This window comes from Rhodococcus sp. KBW08, from assembly GCF_003852455.1.
Lineage (GTDB): Bacteria > Actinomycetota > Actinomycetes > Mycobacteriales > Mycobacteriaceae > Rhodococcus_F > Rhodococcus_F baikonurensis.
The window spans coordinates 588,111-604,023 of the sequence record NZ_QAJJ01000002.1; the positions used below are offsets into that span (position 1 = coordinate 588,111).

At 62.5% G+C, this 15,913-nt stretch carries 15 protein-coding genes; 6 read left to right on the top strand and 9 right to left on the bottom strand.

Features of this window, described 5'->3' with window-relative positions; genetic code table 11:
* Positions 1-9: 9 nt before the first annotated feature.
* From iolD to DBV08_RS03145, 5 genes are read left to right on the top strand one after another with little or no spacing between them, the layout of a single operon-like run.
* The gene (gene iolD, locus DBV08_RS03125; RefSeq protein ID WP_124566478.1) at positions 10-1,965 is read left to right on the top strand and encodes a 3D-(3,5/4)-trihydroxycyclohexane-1,2-dione acylhydrolase (decyclizing); all 1,956 of its coding nucleotides are present in this window, start codon (positions 10-12) and stop codon (positions 1,963-1,965) included.
* Positions 1,966-2,017: 52 nt separating this feature from the next.
* Positions 2,018-2,923: a sugar phosphate isomerase/epimerase gene (locus tag DBV08_RS03130; protein WP_095969268.1), complete on the top strand. Its 906-nt coding sequence runs from the start codon at positions 2,018-2,020 to the stop codon at positions 2,921-2,923.
* Positions 2,924-2,949: 26 nt separating this feature from the next.
* The gene (locus tag DBV08_RS03135) at positions 2,950-3,996 is read left to right on the top strand and encodes a Gfo/Idh/MocA family protein (RefSeq protein ID WP_124566479.1); all 1,047 of its coding nucleotides are present in this window, start codon (positions 2,950-2,952) and stop codon (positions 3,994-3,996) included.
* On the top strand, positions 3,993-4,877 hold the full coding sequence (locus tag DBV08_RS03140) for a sugar phosphate isomerase/epimerase family protein (protein WP_020969134.1): 885 nt from the start codon (positions 3,993-3,995) through the stop codon (positions 4,875-4,877). Before DBV08_RS03135 ends, DBV08_RS03140 begins: the two co-directional genes overlap by 4 nt.
* A 24-nt stretch (positions 4,878-4,901) precedes the next feature.
* On the top strand, positions 4,902-6,407 hold the full coding sequence (locus DBV08_RS03145; RefSeq protein WP_124566480.1) for a CoA-acylating methylmalonate-semialdehyde dehydrogenase: 1,506 nt from the start codon (positions 4,902-4,904) through the stop codon (positions 6,405-6,407).
* A gap of 62 nt (positions 6,408-6,469) precedes the next feature.
* On the opposite strand, the gene DBV08_RS03150 is transcribed toward DBV08_RS03145, so the two are convergent.
* A complete protein-coding gene (locus tag DBV08_RS03150) occupies positions 6,470-7,042 on the bottom strand; it encodes a dihydrofolate reductase family protein (protein WP_124566481.1) in 573 nt (190 codons plus the stop codon).
* Between the two features lie 119 nt (positions 7,043-7,161).
* Entirely contained in the window at positions 7,162-7,560 is a 399-nt protein-coding gene (locus tag DBV08_RS03155; RefSeq protein WP_124566482.1) for a hypothetical protein, read from the bottom strand.
* 103 nt (positions 7,561-7,663) lie between these two features.
* On the opposite strand from DBV08_RS03155, the gene DBV08_RS03160 reads away from it, so the two are divergent.
* The gene (locus DBV08_RS03160; RefSeq protein ID WP_260395266.1) at positions 7,664-8,971 is read left to right on the top strand and encodes a D-alanyl-D-alanine carboxypeptidase family protein; all 1,308 of its coding nucleotides are present in this window, start codon (positions 7,664-7,666) and stop codon (positions 8,969-8,971) included.
* On the opposite strand, the gene yhjD is transcribed toward DBV08_RS03160, so the two are convergent.
* The 7 genes from yhjD to DBV08_RS03195 all read right to left on the bottom strand — a co-directional run bounded on the left by yhjD (position 8,968) and on the right by DBV08_RS03195 (position 15,613).
* Positions 8,968-10,002 (bottom strand): inner membrane protein YhjD, encoded by a 1,035-nt coding sequence (gene yhjD / locus DBV08_RS03165; RefSeq protein ID WP_095968993.1) that lies wholly within the window; start codon positions 10,000-10,002, stop codon positions 8,968-8,970. The genes DBV08_RS03160 and yhjD overlap by 4 nt on opposite strands.
* A gap of 51 nt (positions 10,003-10,053) precedes the next feature.
* On the bottom strand, positions 10,054-11,088 hold the full coding sequence (gene trpS / locus DBV08_RS03170) for a tryptophan--tRNA ligase (protein ID WP_003941025.1): 1,035 nt from the start codon (positions 11,086-11,088) through the stop codon (positions 10,054-10,056).
* Positions 11,089-11,114: 26 nt separating this feature from the next.
* Positions 11,115-11,609 carry a barstar family protein gene (locus DBV08_RS03175; protein WP_124566483.1) on the bottom strand — a complete coding sequence of 165 codons (495 nt, stop codon included), beginning with the start codon at positions 11,607-11,609 and terminating at the stop codon, positions 11,115-11,117.
* Positions 11,609-12,142: a ribonuclease domain-containing protein gene (locus DBV08_RS03180; protein WP_095969267.1), complete on the bottom strand. Its 534-nt coding sequence runs from the start codon at positions 12,140-12,142 to the stop codon at positions 11,609-11,611. The genes DBV08_RS03175 and DBV08_RS03180 overlap by 1 nt, the downstream gene beginning before the upstream one ends.
* A 26-nt stretch (positions 12,143-12,168) precedes the next feature.
* The gene (locus DBV08_RS03185) at positions 12,169-13,014 is read right to left on the bottom strand and encodes an exodeoxyribonuclease III (RefSeq protein ID WP_124566589.1); all 846 of its coding nucleotides are present in this window, start codon (positions 13,012-13,014) and stop codon (positions 12,169-12,171) included.
* Between the two features lie 36 nt (positions 13,015-13,050).
* Positions 13,051-14,259 carry an MFS transporter gene (locus DBV08_RS03190; RefSeq protein ID WP_387412481.1) on the bottom strand — a complete coding sequence of 403 codons (1,209 nt, stop codon included), beginning with the start codon at positions 14,257-14,259 and terminating at the stop codon, positions 13,051-13,053.
* Between the two features lie 130 nt (positions 14,260-14,389).
* Positions 14,390-15,613, bottom strand: coding sequence for an NADP-dependent isocitrate dehydrogenase (locus tag DBV08_RS03195; RefSeq protein WP_003940772.1), 1,224 nt, complete (start codon positions 15,611-15,613; stop codon positions 14,390-14,392).
* Positions 15,614-15,913 lie beyond the last annotated feature (300 nt).

Here is a 15,913-nt window from a genome sequence, read left to right on the forward strand (position 1 = left end):
GTGAAAGCTGTGGCACCCACCGACAACGCAACCGGCAATCGTCCACCTCGCGACGAGCCGACCGTACACCTCACCGTTTCTCAAGCTGTCGTACGCTTCCTTGCCAACCAGTACACCGAACGCGACGGCCAGCGCACCAAACTGTTTGCCGGATGCTTCGGGATCTTCGGGCACGGCAACGTCGCCGGGTTGGGGCAGGCACTTCTGCAGGCCGAGATCCAAGATCTCGACGCCGGCCGTGAGCCGACACTCCCCTACGTTCTCGGCCGCAACGAACAGGCGATGGTGCACTCGGCCGTCGCCCACGCCCGCATGAAGGACCGCCTGCAGACGTGGGCGGTCTCGTCCAGCGTCGGCCCGGGCGCCACCAACATGATCACCGGCGCTGCCCTGGCCACCATCAATCGTCTCCCTGTATTACTTCTGCCCGCAGACACTTTCGCGACCCGAGCCAGTGCCCCGGTCTTGCAGGAACTCGAACTCCCGTCGAGCGGTGACGTCACAGTCAACGACGCTTTCAAACCGGTCTCACGATACTTCGATCGAGTATGGCGCCCGGAACAGTTGCCGAGCGCTCTACTGGCCGGCATGCGAGTTCTCACCGACCCCGTCGAAACCGGCGCAGTCACCATCGCCATCCCGCAGGACGTACAGGCCGAGGCTTTCGACTGGCCAGAGTCGTTCTTCGCCGAACGAGTCTGGCACGTGGCCCGCCCGCTCCCCGAGCGATCGGTGATCGAACGCGCCGCCGCGATCATCCGTTCGGCTCGCAAGCCGCTGATCGTCGCCGGCGGCGGCGTGATCTACAGCCAGGCCACGGACTCTCTGGCAGCGTTCTGCGCGCAGACCGGAATCCCCGTGGGGCAGAGCCAGGCCGGCAAGGGTTCGTTGGTCTACGACCATCCACAATCCGTCGGGGCGGTAGGGTCCACCGGCACCACGGCTGCAAACGCGTTGGCCACCGAGGCGGACGTCGTCATCGGAATCGGCACGCGGTACAGCGATTTCACGAGCGCGTCCCGCACCGCCTTCACCAATCCCGACGTTCGCTTCGTCAACATCAACGTTGCGTCTCTCGACTCGGTGAAGCAGGGCGGTGTCAGTGTTGTCGCCGACGCTCGTGAGGCACTCGACGCTCTGGCGATCGCACTGAACGACTACCGGGTGGAGGACGAGTACGCGGCCAGGATCGGTGAACTCGCCCGCAATTGGGATGCGATCGTCGAATCCGTCTACAACCCAGCCGAACCCGCGGCTGACGGCTCACTGAATCAGAATCAGGTCATCGGCCTGGTCAACACGTTGTCCGATGCACGTGACGTCGTGGTGTGCGCTGCCGGGTCCATGCCGGGTGACCTCCACAAGCTGTGGCGAACCCGTGATGCCAAGGGGTATCACGTCGAATACGGCTACTCCTGCATGGGATACGAAATTGCCGGTGGTCTGGGCGTCCGGATGGCGTGCCCCGATCGCGACGTATTCGTGATGGTCGGCGACGGTTCCTATCTGATGATGGCCACCGAATTGGTCACCGCCGTGCAGGAACGCCTCAAGGTCATCGTCGTCCTGGTGCAGAATCACGGATTCGCCTCCATCGGTTCACTGTCCGAGTCGCTCGGTTCCCAGCGCTTCGGCACGCAGTATCGCTACCGCTCGAATGACGGACGGCTCGACGGAGGGGTGCTCCCGGTCGATCTGGCCGCGAACGCCGCCAGCCTCGGCGTCGACGTCATCCGCGCCAACACCGCTTCCGAGTTCGCCGATGCGATCAAGGTCGCGAAAGCCAGTGAAACCAGCACTGTCATCCACGTCGAAACCGATCCGCTGATCGGCGCCCCCGACAGCGAATCCTGGTGGGATGTACCGGTATCGGCCACCTCCGAACTGGAATCGACCAAGAACGCCCGGACAACCTACGAGTCCTGGAAGAAGATCCAGCGACCGTACCTCCGTCCATCCGACTGAAAATTCCGCACACCACACACCGAAAAAGCCTGCCCGCGAAAGGAATCTAGACATGAGCGCGATTCGCGTCGGATCAGCCCCCGACTCCTGGGGAGTGTGGTTTCCGGACGACCCTCAGCAGACCCCGTACACGCGATTCCTCGACGAGGTCTCCGCGTCGGGATACGAATGGATCGAACTCGGCCCCTTCGGATACCTTCCGACCGATCCAGCCAAGCTGACTGACGAACTCGGAGCACGCGGCCTCAAGCTCTCGGCCGGTACCGTCTTCGAACACCTGCACCAGGACGATTCCTGGGATGCCGTCTGGAATCAGATCAAGGACGTCGCCAAATTGACCGCAGCCGTCGGCGGCAAGCACGTAGTGGTCATCCCCGAGATGTGGCGCGATCCTTCCACCGGAGCGGTACTCGAAGATCGAAATCTGACTCCCGAGCAGTGGCGCAAGAAGACCGACGGCATGAATGCTCTCGGCAAGGCAATGCTCGAGGAGTACGGCGTCATGGCGCAGTACCACCCTCATGCCGACAGCCATGTCGACATCGAGGACAACGTCTACAAGTTTCTCGAAGGTACCGACGAGCGTTTCGTGAACCTGTGCCTCGATACCGGCCACATCAGCTACTGCGGCGGCGACAACCTCGCCATCATCAACAAGCATCCGGAGCGCATCGGGTACCTGCACCTCAAGCAGGTGGATCCGGCGATTGTCGCCAAGGTGGAGGCGGAGGACCTGCCGTTCGGCGAAGCCGTCAAACTTGGCGCGATGATCGAACCACCGCGCGGAATCCCGGACATGCCGCCGCTTCTGGAGGCCATCGAGAAGCTCGGCATCGACGTGTTCGCGATCGTCGAGCAGGACATGTATCCCTGCCATCCCGACACACCGCTGCCCATCGCACAGCGCACTCAGAAGTACCTGTCCACCTGTGGCGTCCCCGCCGTCCGTTTCAGCTGAGCAACACAATCGAGGAGTACCACCGCATGTCTGACAACCAGGATCTCCGGATCGCAGTGCTCGGCGTCGGCATCATGGGGGCCGATCACGTCGACCGCATCACCAACAAGATCGGCGGTGCCAGAGTCACCGTCGTCAACGATTACTCGCTGGCACGCGCCGAGGAAATCGCAGCATTGACGCCGGGGTCACGCGTCGTCGTCGATCCGTTCGATGCCATCGCAGCCGAGGACGTCGACGCCGTTGTTCTCGCAACCCCGGGTCCAACTCATGAGAAACAGGTACTCGCCTGTCTCGAAGCGGGCAAGCCGGTGCTCTGCGAGAAGCCGCTGACCACCGGCGCGGACAGTTCGCTGGCGATCGTCAAAGCCGAAGCAGCGCTGGGAAAGAAACTGATCCAGGTCGGTTTCATGCGCCGGTTCGATCACGAATACACCCAGCTCAAGGATTTGATCGACAGCGGCGATCTCGGTCGCCCTCTCGTTGTGCACTGCGCGCACCGCAATCCTGCAGTTCCGAACGGCTTCGACAGCGCGATGATCGTCAAGGACTCACTCGTCCACGAGGTCGACGTGACGCGATTCCTGCTCGACGAAGAGATCACCTCGGTGCAGATCATTCGGCCGTCTGTGAATTCGCTTGCACCCGAGGGCATTCAAGACCCACAGATCGCGATCTTCGAGACTGAATCCGGTAGGCACGTCGACGCCGAGGTGTTTGTCACCACCGGAGTCGCCTACGAGGTGCGCACCGAAGTTGTCGGCGAACTCGGCAGCGCGATGATCGGACTCGACGTGGGCCTGATCCGAAAGACGAAGCCCGGCAACTGGGGTGGACAGATCACCCCCGGATTCCGCGAACGCTTCGGGCAGGCATACGACACCGAGTTCGCACGATGGATCAAAGCAGTGAAGATCGGTGCCGGCACCGGCAACTACGTCGACGGACCTGGCGCCTGGGACGGGTACGCCGCAGCCGCTGTCTGCGCCGCTGGTGTGAAGTCTCTGGAGACGGGTCAGCGCGTCGCCGTTGACATGGTTGCGCGCGACTCTGTGGCCGGAACTCAGCGATGAAGGTCGCACTCGATCCCACACCTTTCCATCACGATTACTCACTGCTGGAGCTTCCCCGAGTTGTTGCCGATCTCGGGTACGAGTACCTGCAACTCACACCGCACGTCGACATGATCCCGTTTTTCAATCACCCGAAGGCCGACGACGCGCTCGTCGCCGAGTTCCGGAAGGCTTGCGCGAGTGCGGGAGTCGGCATCGCGTCGGTGCTCCCGGTCCTACGGTGGTCCGGCCCGGACGAGGACGCTCGCGAAGCAGCAGTGCGTTACTGGAAGCGGGCCATCCAGATCACGGTCGACCTTGGCGTCAACGTCATGAACACCGAATTCTCCGGCCGTCCCGAGAAAGCCGAAGAGTCCGAGCGTGCGTTCTATCGTTCGATGGAGGAACTGCTTCCGATCATCGAACGCGAGGGGATCGACGTCCTGATCGACCCCCACCCGGACGATTTCGTCGAAGACGGACTAGCCGCGATCCGCACGATCCGTGGTGTGAACTCCAAGAACCTCGGCATGGTGATCGTGGCGTGCCACCAATTCCACATGGGTGGGGACCTTCCCGCCATCATGGAGGCCGCCGGCGACATGGTCCGACTCGTTCACGTGGCGGACACCATGGATCATCACCGTTCCCACGGACTGCGCTACATCACCAATCCGCCAGGCAATGCCGTTCGAGTGCATCAGCATCTCAAAATCGGTGACGGAGACGTCAACTGGGACGAATTCTTCGGCGGTCTCGGCAAACTCGGCTTCTACGATCGCGACAACACCGTGATGGTGTCGAGCGTCTTCGCCGAGAACGAAAACGCACACGAGGTTTCCCGGTACCAGCGCGAGACGATGAACGACTACGTCGCCAAGTACACCTCCCCGAACTCCTGAGCCACCAGACCACTAGGAAATACCATGACCAGCACTGATACTCGTGTCATCGCGCACTGGTTGGACGGCAAGTCGTTCGCCGGAACATCCGAGAACACCGCCCCCGTCACCAACCCCGCCACCGGACAGATCACCGGCCGACTCGCCCTGGCGAACCTCCAGGACGCCCGCGCTGTCATCGACGCTGCTGCGGCGGCCTTCCCCGCCTGGCGCGACACCTCCCTGGCTCGGCGCACACAGATACTGTTCAACTTCCGCGAACTCCTCAACGCTCGCAAAGGCGAACTCGCCGAGATCATCACAGCCGAGCACGGCAAGGTCCTCTCCGACGCTCTCGGCGAAATCAGCCGCGGGCAGGAGGTGGTCGAATTCGCCTGCGGAATACCGCATCTCCTCAAGGGCGGATACACCGAGAATGCATCGACCAAGGTCGACGTCTACTCCATCCGCCAACCCCTCGGCCCCGTCGGCATCATCTCCCCCTTCAACTTTCCCGCGATGGTCCCCATGTGGTTCTTCCCGGTCGCCATCGCCGCCGGGAACACCGTGGTTCTCAAGCCCTCGGAGAAGGACCCCACCGCGGCGATCTGGCTCGCCGAACTCTGGGCCGAAGCCGGTCTGCCTCCCGGCGTCTTCAACGTCCTCCAAGGTGACAAGCTCGCCGTCGACGAACTCCTGGAAAACAAAGCAGTCAAAGCGATTTCGTTTGTCGGATCCACCCCCATCGCCCAGTACGTCTATGCCACCGGCACCGCCAACGGCAAACGCGTGCAAGCACTCGGCGGCGCCAAGAATCACGCCATCGTTCTGCCGGACGCCGACCTCGACCTTGCCGCCGACGCAATGGTCAACGCCGGATTCGGCTCCGCGGGCGAACGGTGCATGGCGATCTCCGCCCTTGTCGCAGTCGGCGACATCGCCGACGAACTGGTCGCCAAGATCGTCGAGCGCACCACTCCCCTCGTCACCGGTGACGGCACCAGGAACTCCGACATGGGTCCGCTCGTCACCAAGGCCCACCGCGACAAGGTCGCCTCCTACGTCGATGCCGGCGAGAAGGACGGCGCCACCATCGTGGTCGACGGACGCACAGTCCAGGCCGATGGTGGACCGGACGGCTTCTGGCTGGGGCCCACCCTCATCGACAATGTCACTACCGACATGTCGATCTACACCGACGAAATCTTCGGACCTGTCCTCTCCGTCGTGCGCGTCGATACCTACGACCAAGCCCTCGAACTGATCAACGACAACCCGTACGGCAACGGCACCGCCATCTTCACCAACGACGGCGGCGCTGCCAGACGCTTCCAGAACGAGGTGGAGGTCGGCATGATCGGCATCAATGTCCCCATCCCGGTTCCCATGGCCTACTACAGCTTCGGCGGCTGGAAGAACAGCCTCTTCGGTGACACCCACGCTCACGGGACCGAAGGTGTTCATTTCTTCACGCGAGGTAAAGCCGTCACCAGTCGCTGGCTCGACCCCAGCCACGGCGGTATCAACCTCGGCTTCCCCGAGAACAGCTAACCGGCAAGACATCTGTGGCCGAGACTCTCGAAGAGGCTCGGCCACAGATGTTTTCGATGTGTCTACACGACCGTGGGGTGGTACGTCAGTACCTGAACTCCGGATTCGTACCGACGATCGTCCTTCAACTCGAGGACGATCTTGTCGGCCGATTCGGGGAACACTCTCCCGCCGGACCCGAGAATGACCGGAAAGACCATCAGTCGCAGCTCGTCGACCAGACCGGCCAGCAACAACGCGTGGACGAGCGTCCGACTTCCCGCGACCAGGATTTCGCCGTCGATCTGCTCCTTCAGCTTCGGAACGGATTCCTCGATGGGACCGTCGAGCGCCGTCGAGTTGTTCCACTCGAGTGGCTCCGTCGAACTCGTGACGACGTACTTGGGCATCTCGTTCATCTTGTCCGCGAAGCCTTGGTCGTCCTCGCGGTCAGGCCAGGCACCGGCAAAGCTCTCGTAGGTCCGCCGACCGAGTAGAAGCACGTCCGCGGCGAGGGTTTCGTCGAGTTTGAACTTCATCTGATCGCCCTCCTGGTACGGAAAGACCCATCCAGAATGCGCATAGCCCGGTTCACCACCGGGCGCTTCCATGACCATGTCCAAAGACACGAATTCCGTCACCACGATCTTGCCCATACCGATCCCCTGTCGTCAGTGTTCCTGCACCGTGCGAGTAGTCGACTACCCCACTGTTACAGACTCTGGTTGGTCGGGGAACTCATCGACGGCAATCGGCAGCGTCAGCACCCGAAGAGTCAGCACACAACCCAGGCGCCGTTCTCTTTGATCAACGTGATGTCCTCGCGCATCATCCGGGACGGATCCTCGGTGCTGTAGTGGCGAGTGTCAGCCGTCGCCGAATCCCCGTTCACCACGATGTTCTCCACACCGTCCAGCCTCAGACTGGCAAGTGTGTCGTCGAATGGCGACTCGTCGACCCGCGGACTCTCACTGCGCATCGAACTGCACTGAGTGCTGTCCACTGACTCCCAGTCCCTTGCCGCCATGAATTCGAAACTCTTACCGACGACTGCCGAAATTTGACTCTCGGCCGACGGCTCCGACTCGCCGGAGCACCCCACCGCAGCGGCCAACGCTCCGAGGAGTGTCATTGCCGCGAGCGTCCGGCGTCCGCGTATACCTGCGAGGTTCATCCGTCCACTATGCCCGATCTACAAACCGAATCGTCTGTTTTCGATCTCCGCGCTAGCGTGGCAATTCGGACGTTCCCTCCGGTTCGCATACCCTCGTATATCGATGATGTGGCGTCGAAAGTGTGCAGTGGCAGTTGCCGGAACAGTGCTCTCAGGAAGCATTGCGTTCACCGGTGTCGTAGGGACCTCGGGAATCGCCGGCGCCCAACCGGCCCCGCCGCCGCCCACCACCACCGAGGCTCCGTTCACCACACCCAACACCGACAGCTGCCCGTTCACCAGTCTCCCGGCGCCGGCGATCGATCTCTCCGAAGCACCCGCGCCCGGATCCACTGCCCCCACCGCTGTCCCGATTCCGGAAAGCCCCGTCGGTGGAGACAAACTCGGCGAGTGCGGCGTCGTACTTCCAGACGGCGCTCCCCCGCTCCCGGCCGATATCGCGGCATCCGGATGGGTACTCGCGGACGCCGAGACCGGTGAAGTCCTCGCCGCCAAAGATCCGCACGGTCGCTACCGACCGGCCAGCACCATCAAGATGCTGTTGGCTCTCGTCGCACTCGACGAACTCGATCTCGACACCGAAATCACTGCAACCGCCGAAGACGCGGACGCTGAAGGTAGCGCTGTCGGCATCGGCAAGGGCGGCAAGTACACCAACCGGCAACTGATGCAGGGTCTGGTCATGGCGTCGGGAAACGATGCCGCACATGCTCTTGCCCGCCAACTCGGCGGTGACGCCGCGGCCGTGTCGAAGATGAACGCCCTCGCCGCCGACCTCGGCGCCCTCGACACCCGCACGGCAACTCCATCCGGACTCGACGGCCCGGGCATGAGCAGCTCGCCGTACGACCTGGCCGTGATCTTCCATACCGCCCTGCAGAATCCGACGTTTGCCGGTCTGATCCATACCGAAACCGTCGAGTTTCCCGGCTTCCCCAAGGATCCGACGATTCCTGACGATCTGGACCGCCCTGGATTCACACTGGCGAACGACAACCAGTTGCTCTACAACTACGACGGCGCTTTGGGCGGCAAGACCGGCTTCACCGACGACGCCCGCCACACGTACGTGGGTGCTGCGGAGCGCAACGGCCGGAAACTACTGGTGACATTGATGGGCGGCGAAGCCAAGCCGATCCGTCCGTGGGAACAGGCTGCCCGTCTACTCGATTACGGATATGCGCTCCCCGCGAGCACAACCGTCGGCTCGTTGACGGACCGATCCACCGACGACGCCACGCCCGACGTCACTCGCACACCGTCTGCCGCTGCACCAGGATCGATCTCGGCAGCACCCACCGCCGACGCCGAGTCGGACACCACTGACCGCATCCTCGTCGGTGCTGTCGGCGCAGTAGTGGTGATCGCGTTGGTGGCGGGAGCAGTTGCTCTCAACCGTCGAAGGCGCTAGCGCGGCCGACGACGCATGAAGCCCGAAAGACCCAGACCTGCAACCGCACCCGTGGCGATCAATGCAGCCACGCGCGATGGTGAAGCCCCGTCACTGACAACGATTCGGGGCGAGATCACGGCCGGGTCCGGCGGTGGAACGAACGCCAGAGCCATGCTTTCCTTGGTCGTCGCCGCCCACGCCGTGCAGAACAGCAGCATCCTCGACGCCGTGAACACGAACACGAGCAAACCGATGATCGGGCCGAATGCGACGCCCGCCGGGCCGCTGGTGACGGCCGCGAGGTAGATCGCACCTACCTGCTTGAAGATCTCGAACACGACCGCGGCGATAAGCGCTGCCTGCGCGGCGCTCCGCAGCGTGACAGGCTCGCGCGGTAGCCGGGCAATCACCCACAGGAACACCGCCCACGTCGCCAGGAGTGAGAGCACCAGTGAAACGACTCTGAGCCCGACTCCGACACCGGTGATGTTCTCGAGGTTGAGCCATTTGACGATCTGAGTCGCGACCGGCCCGCTACTCAAGGCCGACATGCCCAGCGAGACGACCATGGCGAGAGCCAGACCGATCAGGGCACCAGCGTCACCGAGCTTGGTGCGCACGAAACCCTTCGGCTCGCGCTTGCTCTCCCACATCGCCGTCAGTGCGTCACGAACATTGGCCATCCAACCGAGACCCGCGTACGCGGCACCCAGGAGACCGAAGATTCCGACGCTCGCGCGCGAGTCGATGGCCGAATCGATCAGCGTGTTGATGGTGTCACCCAAGCTGCCCGGAATGCTCTTGGTGATCTGCTCCTGAATCGACTCCAAGTACTCGGGATGCCCGGCCAATACGAAGCCGGCCACGGCAAACGCGACCATCATGATCGGAATCAGTGCGAGAACACTGAAGTACGTGATTCCTGCAGCGTAGTAATCGCCTTTTTGCTCTTGGAACCGTCCAGCCGCGCGAACCAGATGATCGAGCCATGGTCGCGCTGCCCGTTGCTTCTCGAGAAAGCTCGGTGCGTCGTCGTCCGTGTCAGCCATTGCCGTCCCCCTCATGTTCGGTCAGGCGTCGTGAGTCCGAATTCGCGTCGGTCAGCCCTTCGGTGCCAGGAATCCGACCTTGTCATAGACAGCAGCGAGAGTGCGTGAAGACACCTCACGGGCGCGGTGCGCTCCGGCCGCGATGATGCGATCCAGCTCCGCCTCGTCGGCGAGGTAACCGTCGACCTTCGCCTTGAGCGGGGTGACGAACTCGGTCAGCACATCAGCGGTATCGGTCTTGAGGTCGCCGTACCCCTTGCCCTCGTAGCCGGCCACCAGAGTCTCGATCGGTACTCCCGAGAGAGCCGACTGAATGGTGAGCAGGTTGCTGACGCCCGGCTTGGCCTGCGGATCGAAGCGAATCTCGCGCTCGTTGTCGGTGACCGCCGACTTGATCTTCTTCGCCGACACCTTGGGATCGTCGAGCAGATTGATCAGTCCGGCTGCACTGGCAGCGGACTTGCTCATCTTCGCGGTCGGATCCTGCAGGTCGTAGATCTTTGCCGTGCCCTTGATGATCTGCGGTTCGGGAACAACGAACGCCTTGCCGTAGCGGGTATTGAACCGGCCGGCCAGATCGCGTGCGAGTTCGAGGTGCTGACGCTGATCCTCACCGACCGGAACTCGCTGCGGGCGGTACAGAAGAATGTCCGCGGCCATCAGAACCGGATACGTGAACAAACCGACACTGGCGTTGTCGCTGCCTTGTTTGGCGGACTTGTCCTTGAACTGCGTCATACGGCTGGCTTCACCGAAACCGGTGATGCAGTTCAGGACCCACGCCAACTGCGCATGCTCGGGAACCTGACTCTGCACGAACAGCGTCGCCCGATCGGGATCGATACCCACTGCAAGCAACTGAGCGACCGCCACCTTGGTGCGACGACGCAGTTCCTTCGGGTCCTGCGTCACCGTGATGGCGTGAAGATCCGGAATGAAGTAGAAAGCGTCGAAATCGTCCTGCAACGGAACCCACTGCTGCAGCGCGCCCAGGTAGTTGCCGAGGTGGAAAGAATCCGAGGTCGGCTGGATTCCGGAAAGCACGCGAGGCTTTGCGGTGGGCTTCTGTTCTGCAGGGGTCGACATGGTTCCGATCTTTTCACGAGTGGAAATCAGTGCAGTGGCGTGGTGCCCGGGTAGGTGAGTTCGACGAGGTCGTCACCGCGGGCGGTGAGGTCGTCCGCGCCGAATTGGTAGACGGTCCGGAAAACGACGGGTTCCCATTCTTCGGCGTAGAAGTCCATCGTTTCGCGGAACCACTCCAACTGATCCTGTTGCTCGGACAGTAGAGAACCCGCACCGCGGACCACAACTACATATCCGGCGCCGAGTCCGAGTACGTCGTCGAGATCGCGCATGACATCGTCGAAAGCGTCTTTGTTGCGCCCGAAGTGGGACGGAAACTGGAAGGCCGCCGCGAACTCGTCGAAGAGCTGCGCCGTTGTTCGCATGTTCTCTCCGCGAACCACCCGAACGACAAAATTCTCGCCACGGAGTTCCCGTGCAAGATCATCCGCAACGGCCGGGTCGCCCTGCAGCGCCACCGAAGCCACATCCGAAGACGGATCCAGCCACTGCACCACGCTGACCGTGGACGAGTCGGACATCAGCGAATCCTCACAAACGTGTCGTAGTGATCGAGGGTGTACCACGCCGAACCGTCGTTGCCGGTGACGATCCGCTCGGCATCGCGACCTTGGCCGTTCTTCTTCGCGTTGACGTCCCATTCCTGGTAGACGACACGTCCGCCACCGGCACCGACCGCGGGTAGACGCCCTTCGCTGTTGCGGAAGGTGATGCCGCCCTTCGTGCCCGGCGCATTGGCGGAATCCGGCCACCGCCCGGCGTCGATCTCCACCAGCGTGGCGAGAACCCGCGCCGGCGCATCAGTGCTTGCCTGCTGCGTTGTCTTTGCAGCGGAACTCGACGGCTCGGAACTCGACGGCGCAGCCTTGGTAGTTGCACCGGGTTTGGCTCGAGCACTCGAAGGCTGGACACTCGCGGACTTCGTAACCGACGACGATGACGCCGAAGATGCCGAACTGTCGGAGTCCCGCGAAGACAGGGTGACCGCCAGCACGAGTGCCACGACCGCCACGACAACCGTGATGATGGCGTTGCGCGTCTTTGCGCTCGGCATTTTCAGACCTTCAGGCATGCGTGTCCCTACCGGTACGAGACGGTGACAGGTGCGTGATCCGACCATCGGAGGTCGTAGGACTCAGCGCGTTCGACGACCGCGACCTTGGCCCGCTCGGCGTATCCGCGGGTGGCAACCTGGTAGTCGATACGCCAACCCGAATCGTTGTCGAAGGCCTTGCCGCGGTACGACCACCACGAGTACGGACCGTCGACACCCGGATGGAGGGTGCGGAAGACATCGACCCACGCGGAATCTTCGGCGAACAGCAGATCCATCCAGGCGCGCTCCTCGGGAAGGAATCCCGAAGACTTCTTGTTGGTCTTCCAGTTCTTGAGGTCGAGTTCGGTGTGCGCGATGTTCCAATCGCCACTGACCACCACGTGACGATCGGCAGCCTCGGCCGCCGCAGCGGTGGTAGCGAGGTGAACTGCGAAGGACGCCATGAACCGCTCCTTCTCCTCCTGCTTCGGCGTGAGCGCCTCACCGGACGGCAGGTACAGGCTCGCGACGGTCAGATCCGCGAAGTCGGCTTCGATGTATCGACCGGCGTCGAGAAACTCGTCGTCCCCGTGGCCGATCCGCACCGCGTCAGGCTCGGTACGTGAGAGCACCGCGACTCCGTTTCGTCCCTTCGCAGACGGCTCGGCGGAGACCAGGAACCATCCGTTGCCGAGCGCTGGTTCGAGAGTCTCGCGAAGCTGATCGTCCGACGCACGCGTTTCCTGAAGGCAGATGAAATCCGCCGACGTCTTCTCCAGCCAGTCGAGCATGCCCTTGCGGGCCGCTGCTCGAACGCCGTTGACGTTCACGGACGTGATGGTGTGGGGCGCAAGAATGTGGGAGTCAGCAGTTTGTGGCACGGCAAGCACCGTAGCCGATTCCACCGACGCGGATGGGCTCCCAGGTCAGCGCACGGCCCTACGCTGCAGAATCACCGCAACCGCCAGCACGACGAGACCTGCGACGGCCAGCAACGACCCAACTGCCGCCGGCGCGGTGTACCCGTAACCGGCCGCGATGACGACGCCGCCGATCCACGCTCCGAAGGCATTGGCGATGTTCAGCGCGGCGTGATTGAGAGACGCAGCCAAGGTCTGAGCGTCCTCGGCGACATCCATCAGCCGTGTCTGCAGGCCGGGAACCATCGAGGACCCGGCGAGCCCGATGAGGAAGACGAAGACAAGCGCAGTGTACGGATTGCGCACGGCGATTACGAAGACCGCGAGGATCACCACGAGGGATCCCATCGACAGGAACAAACCCTTCATCAGTGCGCGATCCGCGAGGTATCCGCCGACGAAGTTGCCGGCCACCATGCCCAGTCCGTACAGCATGAGTGCGAGGGGAATGAACGAAGCGCCGAGCCCGGACACGTCGGTGAGAGTCGTACTGATGTAGGTGTAAACGGCAAACATGCCGCCGAATCCGACCATGCCCACGATCAAGGTCATCCACACCTGAACGCGGCCCAGCGCTCCGAGTTCGGTGATCGGATTCGTCACCGGCATACCGTCCAAACGCGGTATCCAGACGAACAGCGAAGCAACCGTTGCCACCCCGATTACGGCGACCAAGGCGAAGGCGCTGCGCCAGCCGAGTGCCTGGCCGATCCAGGCCGCGACCGGCACCCCGATCACGTTGGCCACGGAAAGGCCCATCATCACCATGGCCACGGCCTTCGCGCGTTTTCCTGGTTCGGCCAGGTGAGCTGCGACCAGTGCGGCGACTCCGAAGTAGGCGCCGTGCGGCAATCCGGCGACGAAGCGAGCCATCATCAGCGTCGTGTAGGAGGGCGCGAAAACCGAAGCGGCATTGCCGACGGTGAAAGCGACCATGAGTGCGATCAACAGCGTGCGGCGCGGTACTCGTGCGGTGAGTGCGGCGATCAGCGGAGCGCCGACGACAACGCCGAGCGCGTATGCGGAGATCACGTGGCCCGCGACGGGTTCCGAGACGCCGAGCCCGGATGCCATTTCCGGGAGCAATCCCATGGCGACGAACTCGGTGGTGCCGATACCGAAACCGCCGAGGGCGAGAGCGAGCATCGCCGGACCTCTGGTGGAACGAACCCCGGGAGTCGAGGTGTCAGAACGGGAGAGGGTAGACGAAGTCACTGATCAATTGTGGTCTCACATCGGGTTGAACTTCCAAGTGAGAGCGGGTGAGTTCACTCACGTGAGACCACGAACACAAATGGGACGCCCGGTTTCCCGGACGTCCCATCTGAAAGGTGAAGCGGTGAATCTACTTCGCGGCCATGGCCTTCTGCAGGTTCACGTCGAGTGCGCCGAGGAACTCCTCGGTGGTCAGGTAGCCCTGATCGCCGCCGACCAGCATCGAGAGGTCCTTGGTCATCTGGCCGCTTTCGACGGTCTTGATGACAACGTCTTCGAGCGCCTGCGCGAAGCCGATGACCTCAGGGGTGCTGTCGAGCTTGCCACGATGCTCGAGCCCGCGGGTCCACGCGAAGATGGACGCGATCGGGTTGGTCGAGGTGGGCTTGCCCTGCTGGTGCTGACGGTAGTGACGCGTCACGGTGCCGTGAGCAGCCTCTGCCTCACAGGTCTTTCCGTCCGGTGTCAGCAGAACCGACGTCATGAGGCCGAGCGAGCCGAAGCCCTGGGCCACGGTGTCGGACTGGACGTCGCCGTCGTAGTTCTTGCATGCCCAGACGTAGCCGCCCTCCCACTTGAGTGCGGAAGCGACCATGTCGTCGATGAGGCGGTGCTCGTAGGTCAGACCTGCGGCATCGAACTCAGCCTTGAACTCGGTCTCGTAGACGTGCTGGAAGATGTCCTTGAAGGCACCGTCGTACGCCTTGAGAATGGTGTTCTTGGTGGACAGGTACACCGGGTAGTTCTGCTGCAGTCCGTAGGTGAGCGACGCGCGAGCGAAGTCACGGATGGACGTGGTGAAGTTGTACTGCCCCTGGACGACGCCGCCCTCTTCGGGGAAGTTGACCAGTTCGTGCTCGATCGGTGCGCTGCCGTCCTCAGGCGTGTAGGTGATCATCACCTTGCCGGGGCCGGGGACCTTGAAGTCTGTGGCGCGGTACTGGTCGCCGAATGCGTGACGGCCGATGATGATCGGCTTGGTCCAGCCCGGAACGAGTCGCGGAACGTTGGAGATGATGATCGGTGCGCGGAAGATCGTGCCGCCGAGAATGTTGCGGATCGTTCCGTTCGGGGAACGCCACATCTTCTTGAGACCGAATTCCTCGACACGTGCCTCGTCCGGCGTGATCGTGGCGCATTTGACGCCGACGCCGTGCTTCTGGATCGCGTGCGCTGCGTCGATGGTGACCTGGTCGTCGGTCTCGTCGCGGTACTCGATACCGAGGTCGTAGTACTCGAGGTTCACATCGAGATACGGATGGATCAACTTGTCTTTGATGAACTGCCAGATAATGCGCGTCATCTCATCGCCGTCGAGTTCGACGACGGTGCCCTCAACCTTGATTTTGGACATGGGTGCTTCGCGTCCTCCTAGGAAGTTTCCCTGGTTACACGGTTGCGGTCACACTTTGTGAGTGGGTCCGCGAACGGTTCGATTATCAAACCTAGACGGTGTGGACTGATCTCGGGAGATGAGTCCCAAACAAGACAAGCGTACTGCTAACCCGTGAGGCTGCAACCGGCAGGTCCACCCACCGGTCTCTACTCGCGAGTAACTTTTGCCTGCTAGTGGGCTGCGTCGCTCTGTCTCGCGTGCGGTCGCGGCTCACATTTCGCCCCGTGTCAGGACTGCGCTCACTTCCCGGTAGAATCC

Excerpts from the sequence above, each read along its gene's own strand:
- DBV08_RS03130 (WP_095969268.1), top strand. The coding sequence starts at position 2,018 with ATGAGCGCGATTCGCGTCGGATCAGCCCCCGACTCCTGGGGAGTGTGG.
- DBV08_RS03135 (WP_124566479.1), top strand. The coding sequence starts at position 2,950 with ATGTCTGACAACCAGGATCTCCGGATCGCAGTGCTCGGCGTCGGCATC.
- DBV08_RS03140 (WP_020969134.1), top strand. The coding sequence starts at position 3,993 with ATGAAGGTCGCACTCGATCCCACACCTTTCCATCACGATTACTCACTG.
- DBV08_RS03145 (WP_124566480.1), top strand. The coding sequence starts at position 4,902 with ATGACCAGCACTGATACTCGTGTCATCGCGCACTGGTTGGACGGCAAG.
- DBV08_RS03150 (WP_124566481.1), bottom strand. The coding sequence starts at position 7,042 with ATGGGCAAGATCGTGGTGACGGAATTCGTGTCTTTGGACATGGTCATG.
- DBV08_RS03155 (WP_124566482.1), bottom strand. The coding sequence starts at position 7,560 with ATGAACCTCGCAGGTATACGCGGACGCCGGACGCTCGCGGCAATGACA.
- DBV08_RS03160 (WP_260395266.1), top strand. The coding sequence starts at position 7,664 with ATGATGTGGCGTCGAAAGTGTGCAGTGGCAGTTGCCGGAACAGTGCTC.
- yhjD (WP_095968993.1), bottom strand. The coding sequence starts at position 10,002 with ATGGCTGACACGGACGACGACGCACCGAGCTTTCTCGAGAAGCAACGG.
- trpS (WP_003941025.1), bottom strand. The coding sequence starts at position 11,088 with ATGTCGACCCCTGCAGAACAGAAGCCCACCGCAAAGCCTCGCGTGCTT.
- DBV08_RS03175 (WP_124566483.1), bottom strand. The coding sequence starts at position 11,609 with ATGTCCGACTCGTCCACGGTCAGCGTGGTGCAGTGGCTGGATCCGTCT.
- DBV08_RS03180 (WP_095969267.1), bottom strand. The coding sequence starts at position 12,142 with ATGCCGAGCGCAAAGACGCGCAACGCCATCATCACGGTTGTCGTGGCG.
- DBV08_RS03195 (WP_003940772.1), bottom strand. The coding sequence starts at position 15,613 with ATGTCCAAAATCAAGGTTGAGGGCACCGTCGTCGAACTCGACGGCGAT.